General features: G+C 75.7%; 10 protein-coding genes. 8 read left to right on the forward strand and 2 right to left on the reverse strand.

From position 1 onward, the window contains the following. The first annotated feature begins 34 nt into the window (after positions 1-34). The 5 genes from ABD352_RS32565 (at position 35) to ABD352_RS32585 (ending at position 5,311) form a co-directional block, all read left to right on the forward strand. Complete coding sequence (locus ABD352_RS32565) at positions 35-1,522, forward strand: FAD-dependent monooxygenase (RefSeq protein ID WP_344616353.1); 1,488 nt, start codon at positions 35-37, stop codon at positions 1,520-1,522. 12 nt (positions 1,523-1,534) lie between these two features. After that, positions 1,535-3,181, forward strand: coding sequence for a (2,3-dihydroxybenzoyl)adenylate synthase (locus ABD352_RS32570; RefSeq protein ID WP_344616354.1), 1,647 nt, complete (start codon positions 1,535-1,537; stop codon positions 3,179-3,181). After that, on the forward strand, positions 3,178-3,879 hold the full coding sequence (locus ABD352_RS32575) for a TetR/AcrR family transcriptional regulator (RefSeq protein ID WP_344616355.1): 702 nt from the start codon (positions 3,178-3,180) through the stop codon (positions 3,877-3,879). Before ABD352_RS32570 ends, ABD352_RS32575 begins: the two co-directional genes overlap by 4 nt. Positions 3,880-4,000: 121 nt before the next feature. Further along, positions 4,001-4,549: a phosphonate degradation HD-domain oxygenase gene (locus tag ABD352_RS32580; RefSeq protein WP_344616356.1), complete on the forward strand. Its 549-nt coding sequence runs from the start codon at positions 4,001-4,003 to the stop codon at positions 4,547-4,549. A gap of 51 nt (positions 4,550-4,600) precedes the next feature. Then, the gene (locus tag ABD352_RS32585; RefSeq protein ID WP_344616357.1) at positions 4,601-5,311 is read left to right on the forward strand and encodes a methyltransferase domain-containing protein; all 711 of its coding nucleotides are present in this window, start codon (positions 4,601-4,603) and stop codon (positions 5,309-5,311) included. On the opposite strand, the gene ABD352_RS32590 is transcribed toward ABD352_RS32585, so the two are convergent. After that, a complete protein-coding gene (locus tag ABD352_RS32590; RefSeq protein WP_344616358.1) occupies positions 5,308-5,796 on the reverse strand; it encodes a MarR family winged helix-turn-helix transcriptional regulator in 489 nt (162 codons plus the stop codon). The genes ABD352_RS32585 and ABD352_RS32590 overlap by 4 nt on opposite strands. 46 nt (positions 5,797-5,842) lie before the next feature. Between ABD352_RS32590 and ABD352_RS32595 the strand changes: the two genes are divergently transcribed. Next, entirely contained in the window at positions 5,843-6,742 is a 900-nt protein-coding gene (locus ABD352_RS32595) for an EamA family transporter (protein ID WP_344616359.1), read from the forward strand. Between the two features lie 189 nt (positions 6,743-6,931). On the opposite strand, the gene ABD352_RS32600 is transcribed toward ABD352_RS32595, so the two are convergent. Beyond that, positions 6,932-8,227, reverse strand: coding sequence for an aldehyde dehydrogenase (NADP(+)) (locus ABD352_RS32600; RefSeq protein ID WP_344616365.1), 1,296 nt, complete (start codon positions 8,225-8,227; stop codon positions 6,932-6,934). Between the two features lie 17 nt (positions 8,228-8,244). On the opposite strand from ABD352_RS32600, the gene ABD352_RS32605 reads away from it, so the two are divergent. Beyond that, positions 8,245-8,829, forward strand: a complete 585-nt coding sequence (locus ABD352_RS32605) for an FAD-dependent oxidoreductase (RefSeq protein ID WP_344616360.1) — start codon at positions 8,245-8,247, stop codon at positions 8,827-8,829. Further along, the coding region (locus ABD352_RS32610; RefSeq protein ID WP_344616366.1) for an FAD-dependent oxidoreductase at positions 8,745-9,224 on the forward strand (480 nt) is incomplete at its 3' end. The genes ABD352_RS32605 and ABD352_RS32610, both read left to right, overlap by 85 nt.

Raw genomic sequence — 9,224 nt, forward strand, 5'->3', positions numbered from 1 at the left:
ACGGTGGCGTCAAAAGCGTGGTGTCCTGGACCGCATGAAGCTCGACGAGGTGCACGTGATCGGCGGCGGCCCGGCCGGCCTGTTCGCCGCCATCCTGCTGCGGCGCGCGTGGCCCGGCGCCCGGGTCCGGGTGTTCGAACGCTCCGTGCCCGACGACACGTTCGGCTTCGGCGTGGCCTTCACCCGCCGCACGCTCGACCTGCTCTCCGCGGCCGACGAGGCGGTGGTCGGCCGCCTGCGCGCGGCCAGCGTCCCCATCCCGCACCAGGAGTTCCGTCTCGGCGAGCGGTCGGTGACCGCGAACGGCAACGACGGCGCGATCGGCGTGGCCCGCTCGGCCCTGCTCACCGCGCTCACCGACATCGCGCGGGGCCTCGGCGTCGGCGTCGAGCTGGGCCGCGAGGCCGACCTGGACGAGGTCCGGGGGGCCGACCTGGTCATCGCCGCCGACGGGGTGGGCAGCCGGGTGCGCGACGGGATGGCCGCCGAGTTCGGCGCCCGGGTGACGCCCGGCCGCGGCCTGTTCATGTGGCTGGGCCTGGACCAGCGGCTGCCGGCCAGCCTGTTCGCCCCCGCGCGCGGCGCCGACGGGCTGTTCAACGTGCACTGCTACCCGTACGCGGCGGACCGCAGCACGATCGGCGTCGAGACCGACCCGGACACGTGGCGGCGGGCGGGCATGGACCGGTGGACCGAGGGCACGCCGCCGGACCGCTCGGACGAGCGCAGCATCGCGTACCTCCAGGAGCTGTTCGGCCCGATCCTGGGCGGGACGCTGCTGGGCAACCGCTCGCGCTGGATGCACTTCCGCACCGTGACCACGGCCCGGTGGAGCGCCGGCAACGTCGTGCTGCTCGGCGACGCCGCGCACACCGCCCACTACTCGGTCGGCTCCGGCACCAAGATGGCCATGGAGGACGCCGTCGCGCTGGTCGAGGCCCTGCGGGACCCGGCGCACGCGACGCTGCCGCAGGCACTGGCCGGCTACGAGCGCGCCCGGCGGCCCCGGGCCGCGCGCATCCAGGACCTCGCCGACCGCAGCCGGTGGTGGTGGGAGACGCTCGGCGTGCGGCTCGACCTGCCGCCGGCCGCGCTCATGCTGGCCTACCTCAGCCGCGGCGGCGCCGTCGGCGCGGCGAAGGCGGCCGAGTTCGACCCCGGCCTGGTCGCCGAGGCGCTCGCGGAGACCGGCCTCGGGTCGCTCGACACGGTGCTGCGGGGCCGCGAGCTGCCGCCCGGGGCCGGGACCGACCTCCCCGCCGACGTCCGCGACCCCTGGGGCGACGAGGCCGCGGCGCTCGTCAAGACCGCCCAGCGCTCCCCCGGCCCGGTCGTGCTGACCGGTCCCCCGCAACGGGACCGTCTGCTCGACCGCCTGGCGCTCGCCGAGCACGTCCGCCGCCACGCCGGCGTCGCCGTAGCCGTGGAGGCCGACCCCGCCCTCGCCGCCGACGTCGTCGACGGCGTCATCGCGGGCCGCATCGACCTCGTGCGCTTCACCGCCCCGCACCCCGCCTCCTGAAACGGACGACCGATGGACAACTCCCTAGTCGGCTACCCCGCCGAGTTCGCCGACCGCTACCGCGCCGAGGGCCTGTGGCTGGACCGGACCATCCCCGCCGCCCTGCGCGACACCGCCCGGGCCCACGCCGGCGCCCCGGCGCTGATCACGCCCGAGCACGAGTGGACGTACGCCGAGCTGGTCCGCCGCGTCGACAACGTGGCCGCCGGGCTGGTCGCGGCTGGCCTGCGCCCCGGCGAACCGGTGCTCCTGCAGGTCACCAACTCCGCCCACGCCGTCGCCGCCTTCTACGGCATCCTGCGGGCCGGCGCCCGCCCGGTGTGCACCCTGGCGCTGCACCGCCGCCACGAGATCGCCGCCATCGGCGAGCTCGCCGGGGCGGCCGCCCACCTGGTCCAGGCCGACCTGCCCGGCTTCGACCTCGTCGCCTTCGCCGGTGAGATCGCTTCTGAGCTGCCCACCATGCGCCTGCTGCTCACCATCGGGGCGGCCCAGGGCGACGAGGCCCCGCGGATCGAGGACCTCGCCGAGCGCGACGCCACCGCCGGCGAGCGCGCCGCGCTCGACGCCATCGAGCGCGACACCGACCTGACCCAGCCGGCCGTGCTGCAGCTGTCCGGCGGCACCACCGGCACCCCGAAGCTCATCCCGCGGCTGCACCCGGAGTACTGGTACAACGGCACCGCCATCGCCGCCTTCTGGCGCCTGACCGCGGCCGACCGGCTCGCCTTCGCCCTACCCATCGCGCACAACGCCGGCATGGCCAACGGTCTCTTCGCCGCCCACGCGACCGGTGCCGCGCTGCTGCTGTGCGGGCCGCGCCCCGATGAGCTGCTGGGCCTCATGGCCGAGCACCGCGCGACCTGGACGCTGCTGTCCCCCGGCATCACCGCCGGCCTGCTCGCCCACCCGGGCTTCGACGCCGCGTTCGCCGCCCTGCGCAACCTGGTGCTCTCGGCGGCGGCGGTGCCGCGCGAGCTGTTCGACGAGCTGGAGCGCCGGGGCGTGCACACCACGCAGGCGTTCGGCATGACCGAGGGGCTGTTCCTGTTCACGCCGCTGGACGCGCCCGCGGACGCGCGGGCCGGCGGCGTGGGCGACCCGATCAGCCCGCTGGACGAGGTACGCCTGCTCGAGCCCGGCACCGAGAGCCCCGTCGCCGACGGCGAGCCGGGCGAGCTGTGCGCCCGCGGCCCGTACACCATCCGCGGCTATCTCAACGCGCCCGAGCGCAACCGCGAGGCGTTCACCTCCGACGGCTTCTACCGCTCCGGCGACCTCATGGCCCGGGTCGTGCTCGGCGGGCAGCCGAGCTACGTGCTGATGGGACGGGTCAAGGACCTCATCAACCGGGGCGGGGAGAAGATCAACGCCGAGGAGGTGGAGCTGCTGCTGGCCGGGCATCCCGCGGTACAGGAGGCGGCTCTCGTGGCAATGCCGGATCCCCGGCTCGGCGAGCGCGGGTGCGTGTTCGTGGTGACGCGGCCGGGTCAGGAGCCGCCGACGCTGCCGGACCTCTGCGCCTACCTGGAGCGGCGGGGCGTGGCCAAGTACAAGTGGCCGGAGCGGCTGGAGCACCTCTCCGCGCTGCCGCGCAGCAACATCGGTAAGGTGCTGAAGCGTGACCTGCGCGAAGCGGCGGCCGGCCTGAGCACATGAGCGAAACCGGCGAACGGCGGCGGGCGTCCACCCGCGGGGTGGCCGCCCGCGCCGCCATTCTCGAGCAGGCGGCGCGGCTCTTCGCGGAGCGCGGGTTCGAGGGCACGTCGCTGCTGGACATCGCCCAGGCCGCCGAGCTGACCCGCCCGGCGCTGTACCACTACTTCGCCAGCAAGGACGAGATCCTCGCGACGCTGGTGGAGCAGGAGAGCGCGGGCGCCGCCGAGAAGCTGCGCGAGATCGCGGCCGGCGAGCTCGACCCGACCGAGCGGCTGCGCGCGGCCATCCACGAGCTGGTGCTCGACCGGGCGGCCGCGCCGGAGCGGTTCCGGATGCTCGACCGCTCCGAGCGCGCCCTCCCGCCGCCGATCGCCGAGCGGCACGTCCACGCGAAGCGGACCGCCCTGGCCGCCGTGACCGGGATCATCGCGGCCGGCATCCGGGCCGGCGAGTTCCGCGAGACCGACGAGCGGATGGCCGCCCTGGCGGTGATCGGCATGTGCAACTGGGTCGCCTGGTGGTACCACCCGGGCCGCGACCCCGAGCCGGCCGCCGTGGCCGCGGCGCTCGCCGAGCAGGCGGTGGCCAGCGTCGCGCGGCCCGAGCACCGCCGCCCGCCCGAGCCCGGCGTGCGCGGCGCCATCGCCCAGCTGCGCCAGGACCTCGACCACCTCAGCCGGATCGTGGACGCCGAATGACACCGGCGGCCGACCCCCGCAGTCGATAGGGCGGTACGGGAGCCGGCCACCACAATATTCGTGGTTGCCGGTCCGTCCGGCGTTCAAACGTCATTCATCGGCGGCGGGCAGGATCCCGGCCATGGACGAACTGCGGCGGCTCTTCGAGAGCGAGGGTGCCCGCGAGTACCTCGGCGAGCCGGTCACCCAGGCCGAGCACATGCTGCAGGCGGCGGCGCTCGCCGAGCGGGCCGGGGCGCCGGACGCGCTCGTGGCGGCCGCGCTGCTGCACGACGTGGGGCATTTCCACGGTGTACTGACCGGGGCCGATCTCATGGCCGGCACCGACAACCGGCACTCGGACACCGGCGCCGACTGGCTGGCCCAGTGGTTCGGCCCGGAGGTCTGCGAGCCGGTGCGGCTGCACGTCGCGGCGAAGCGGTATCTGTGCGCGGTCGAGCCCGGGTACCACGATCGGCTGTCGGAGGCGTCGAAGTACACCCTCGGCGTCCAGGGCGGCCCGATGCCGGCGGAAGAGGCGCAGCGCTTCGCCGCGCACCCCTACGCCGCCGACGCCGTGGCCCTGCGCCGCTGGGACGAGCAGGCCAAGGATCCCTCGGCCGTGGTGCCGGCCTTCGCGCGGTACCAGGACCTCCTCCAGCGCCTGATACGCCAGTCATTGTCGGATTGACGATCGCCTCGCGGGCCGCCACGCCGGGGGCCGCTGCACGAGACTGGCCAGATGGCCCACGACACCCCGGGCAACCCCCACACCGACCTCATCGCGGTCAGCCCTGAGTTGCAGCGGGTGCGCGAGGTGGCGTTCGCCGCGCTGCACCTCGAGCCCGGCCAGTGCATCCTCGACGCCGGGTGCGGCGGCGACGAGGCGGCCCGGCTGCTCGCCGCCCGGCTCGGCGGCACCGGCGAGGTGGTGTGGCTGGACTACCACGCGGAGGATCTGACCTGCCTGCCGTACCCGGGCGGCCGCTTCGACGCGGTGCACTGCGAACGGGTGCTGCAGACCCTGGGCGACCCCGGCGCGGCCATCGCCGAGCTGGCCCGGGTGACCCGCCCCGGCGGCCGGCTGTGCCTGGTCGACACGGACTGGGAGTCGGTCGCGGTCGACGGCCTGCCCGCGCACCTCGTCGCCGCCGTGCGCCACCATCTGCTGGCCACCGTCGTCGGCCGGCACCTCGACATGGGCCGCACCCTGCGCCGCCGGCTGCTGCGCGCGGGCCTGCCCGAGGTGACCGCGGTCCCGGTGGCGCTCTACTTCGCCGATCCGAAGTCTGCCGCGACGGTACTGCCCATGCTCAACCCCGCGATCCCGCCGGACGCCGGCCTCGTCCCGCCGGACCTGCGCGACGACTGGTTCGGCGCCCTGAGCGAGGCCGGCTCGCGCGGCGACTTCCTGGCGACGATCACGATGTGGGTCGCGACCGCGGTCGTCTAACCGCTCTCCGCGGCCGCCAGCAGGTCCCGCAGCAGGGCCGACAGGCGGCGGCGGCCGGCCTCCGGGAGGCGCTCCAGGACCTCGCGCTGGGCGGCCAGTCCGGCGACGACGGCCTCGTCGACCACCTCGCGGCCGCGCGCGGTGAGCGTGATGACCAGGCCGCGGCGGTCCTCAGGGTCGGGCGAGCGGGCCGCCAGGCCGGCCTTCTCCAGGCGGTCGAGGCGGCCGGTCATGCCCCCGGTGGTGAGCATGAGCGAGGCGCTGAGCTGCTTCGGGGAGAGCTGGAACGGCTCGCCGGCGCGGCGCAGGGTGGCCAGGACGTCGAACTCGCCGCGGTTGATGCCGAGCTCGCCGTACACCTTCTCCTGGCGGTCCCCGACGACCCGGGCCAGCCGGTAGATCCGGCCGAACACGGCCATCGCCTCGGTCTGCAGGTCCGGGCGCTCGCGCCCCCACTGCTCCACGATGCGGTCGACGTCGTCCATGGATGGAGTCTAGCATTTCTGTAGCTTAGTGCTAAGTTACTTAGTCATGAGGAACCTTACGGCCATCGCCCCCGCGCTGTGGGGAACGACGTACCTCGTCACCACCGAGCTGCTGCCCCCGGACCGGCCCCTGCTGGCCGGGACGTTGCGCGCGCTGCCGGCCGGGCTGCTGCTCGTCGCGGCGGCCCGGGCCCTGCCCCGCGGCGCCTGGTGGTGGCGGGCGGCCGTGCTCGGCACGCTCAACATCGGGCTGTTCTTCGCGCTGCTGTTCGTCGCCGCGTACCGGCTGCCGGGCGGGGTCGCCGCCGTGCTGGGCGCCCTCGGCCCGTTCGTGGTCGCCGGGCTGGCCTACGGCCTGCTCGGCCAGCGCCCCGGCGCCCGCGTGCTGGTCGCCGGCCTGGCGGGGCTGGCCGGCGTGGCCCTGCTCGTGCTGCGCTCCTCCGCCGCGCTGGACCCGCTCGGGCTCGCCGCCGCGGCGGGCGGGATGGTGTCGATGTCGCTGGGCACGGTGCTGGGGCGGCGGTGGGGCACGCCGCCGGGGTTCGCCGAGCGGCGCACGGCGCTGCTGGCCCTCACCGGGTGGCAGCTCACGGTGGGCGGGGTGCTGCTCGCGCCGGCGGCGCTGCTGGTCGAGGGGGCGCCGCCCGCGCTCGGCTGGGGCAACGTGGCCGGGTTCGCGTACCTCTCGCTGGTCGGCACCGCGGGCGCCTACTTCCTCTGGTTCCGCGGCGTCACCACGCTGCCGCCGGCCCAGGTGACGCTGTTCGGGCTGCTCAGTCCCGTCGTGGCGGCGGTGCTGGGGTGGGTGGCGCTCGGGCAGTCGCTCTCGGGCGGGCAGCTGGCGGGGGCGGCACTGGTGCTGGCCGCGGTGGTCGCCGGGGCGGCGGGGACCTCCCCGGCGACGAAGCCCGCGCCGCGGGCCGCCGGAGTCGTTCGGTCCAGGTGACGTGGTCGGTCGCACTTCGAGGACCAGGCGAGGCGCAAACCCGGTAGCGCCGCGGCCGCGTCGGTCGGCAACAACCTCGCCGCGCGGATCGCCGCCAGTCCACTCGACCGCTGACCTGACGGCGGCGCGCATGACCGCGCGATGCGCGGGTACGCCGGACGGCGCCCCGCGCATCATGCGGATTACCGGTCAGGTCGTCAGTTCGGCCGGGAAGTCCTGATAGGCGACCGGACGCAGGAAGCGCTCGATCGCCATCGTGCCGACCGACGTGGTACGCCCGTCCGACGTGGCCGGGAACGGGCCGCCGTGCACCTGGGCGGCGTTGACCTCGACGCCGGTCGGCCAGCCGTTCCAGATGATCCGGCCGGCCTTGCGCTCCAGCGCCGACAGGAGGCGGCGGGCGAGCGGCAGGTCATCGGACTCGCCCTGCAGGGTCGCGGTGAGCTGACCCTCCAGGGACTCGACGGTGGCGGCCAGCTCGTCGGCGTCGGCGCAGGTGACCAGCAGGGACGCGGCGCCGAAGACCTCCTCGCGCAGGGCCGGGGCGGCGGCGAACTCGGCGGCCGTGGCGGCGAAGACCGCGGGGCGGCAGTCCTCGGCCGAGCCGGCGATGATGCGGTCGGCGCGGCCGGCCACGCCGGTGCGGTACGCGTCGGCGATCGCCGGGGTCAGCATCGTCGCGGACGGGGACCCGGCCAGGCCTTCGGCGAGCGCGGCCCGGAACTCGGGCAGGCCGGGGCCGTCGATCGCGAGCAGCAGGCCCGGGTTGGTGCAGAACTGGCCGGCGCCGGCGGTGAGGGAGCCGACGAAGGCGGCGGCGAGGCCGCCGGGGTCGGCGGCCAGGCGGGCCGGCAGCAGCAGCACCGGGTTGATGCTCGACATCTCGGCGTACACCGGAATCGGCACCGGCCGCGCCTGCGCGACGGCCATGAGGGCCAGCCCGCCGGAGCGGGATCCGGTGAAGCCCACGGCGGCGATGCGCGGATCGGCGACCAGCCGCGCGCCGAACTCGTTGCCGGGGCCGGAGACGAGCGCGAAGACGCCGCCGGGCATGCCGGTCGCGGCGGCCGCCTCGGTGACGCAGCGGCCGGCGAGCGCGCCGGTGCGCGGGTGGGCCGGGTGGCCCTTGACCACGACCGGGCACCCGGCGGCCAGCGCGGCCGCGGTGTCGCCGCCCGCGACGGAGAACGCCAGCGGAAAGTTCGAGGCGCCGAAGACCGCGACGGGGCCGAGCGGGATGCGGCGGGAGCGCAGGTCCGGGCGCACGCCCGGCTCGCCGGGCACGTGCCGCGGGTCGTCCCACTCCGGGCTCTCCAGCAGATCGGCGAACATGCGCAGCTGGTTGGCGGTCCGGGCCAGCTCGGTGCGGCCGCGCGCCTCGGGCAGGGCGGTCTCCTGCTGGACCAGATCGACGAGCTCGTCGCCGTGTTCGACCAGCCGGTCGGCGATGCCGCGCAGGAACTCGGCGCGGCGCTTGGCGGGCAGGGCGCGGTACGCGTCGCGTGTCCACGGTGGACTCCCGCGTCACCGAGGTGCGCGTGGAGACGGCCGGATCCGGCGGTACCGTCATCAGACCCACGATCGTCGTGGACTGTTCCGGCGACGCGGTCGTGTTCGCCCTGGCCGGCGCGGCCGTGCAGACCGACCGCCCGGGCCGCACCCAGCCCGTCTCGCTCCTGCTGCGCCTCGGTGGTGTCGACTTCGGCCCGCTGCTGGACTACGCCCGCGCGCACCCCGAGGACTTCCGCGACGGCAGCCGCATCGGGCGGCCGGACGAGGACCACGTGAACCTGTGGGGCTTCGGCGCGCTGCTGGGCGCCGGCCACGAGGACGGCCGGCTGTCCTGGCGCCGCACCGAGCTGCACCTGGCCGGCTGGCCGACCCGCGGCGAGGCGGTGCTCAACGTGACCCGGACGGTGTCGGGCTACACCCGGCTGGCCGAGCAGGTGCTGGAGACCTGGCATGGTTCCGCCGGTACGTCCCGGGCGGCGCCAACGCCTACCTGTCGGCCGTCGGCGACCGGGTCGGCGTCCGCGAGTCCCGCCGCATCCTGGGCCTGCGCACGCTCACCCAGGACGACGTGCTGAACGCCCGCCGCGACGAGACCGCGATCGGCATGGGCGCGTTCCCGATCGACGTGCACGACGCCGACGCGCCGGGCCTGTCGCACACCGATGGCCTGCCGGCCGCGTACGACATCCCCTTCGGCGCACTGGTCGCCCACGACCTGACCAACCTGCTGGCCGGTGGGCGCTGCATCTCCACCACGCACGAGGCGAACGGCTCGGCCCGCATCACGGCGACCTGCTTCACCACCGGCGAGGCGGCCGGCACGGCGGCCGCCCTGGCCGCGGTCGGCGGCTTCGACGCCCACGCCACCGACGTCGGCAAGCTCCAGGCGACCTGCGCTCGCGCGGCGTCATCGGCGCCCGCTAGAGAGACCGCGGCGACGGCCGCCCGGCGGGACAGCGTGGTCCCGGCG

Origin of the sequence: Dactylosporangium salmoneum (assembly GCF_039532525.1) — a bacterium.
GTDB classification, from domain to species: domain Bacteria; phylum Actinomycetota; class Actinomycetes; order Mycobacteriales; family Micromonosporaceae; genus Dactylosporangium; species Dactylosporangium salmoneum.

Excerpts from the sequence above, each read along its gene's own strand:
- ABD352_RS32580 (WP_344616356.1), top strand. The coding sequence starts at position 4,001 with ATGGACGAACTGCGGCGGCTCTTCGAGAGCGAGGGTGCCCGCGAGTAC.
- ABD352_RS32565 (WP_344616353.1), top strand. The coding sequence starts at position 35 with ATGAAGCTCGACGAGGTGCACGTGATCGGCGGCGGCCCGGCCGGCCTG.
- ABD352_RS32585 (WP_344616357.1), top strand. The coding sequence starts at position 4,601 with ATGGCCCACGACACCCCGGGCAACCCCCACACCGACCTCATCGCGGTC.
- ABD352_RS32595 (WP_344616359.1), top strand. The coding sequence starts at position 5,843 with ATGAGGAACCTTACGGCCATCGCCCCCGCGCTGTGGGGAACGACGTAC.
- ABD352_RS32590 (WP_344616358.1), bottom strand. The coding sequence starts at position 5,796 with ATGGACGACGTCGACCGCATCGTGGAGCAGTGGGGGCGCGAGCGCCCG.
- ABD352_RS32575 (WP_344616355.1), top strand. The coding sequence starts at position 3,178 with ATGAGCGAAACCGGCGAACGGCGGCGGGCGTCCACCCGCGGGGTGGCC.
- ABD352_RS32570 (WP_344616354.1), top strand. The coding sequence starts at position 1,535 with ATGGACAACTCCCTAGTCGGCTACCCCGCCGAGTTCGCCGACCGCTAC.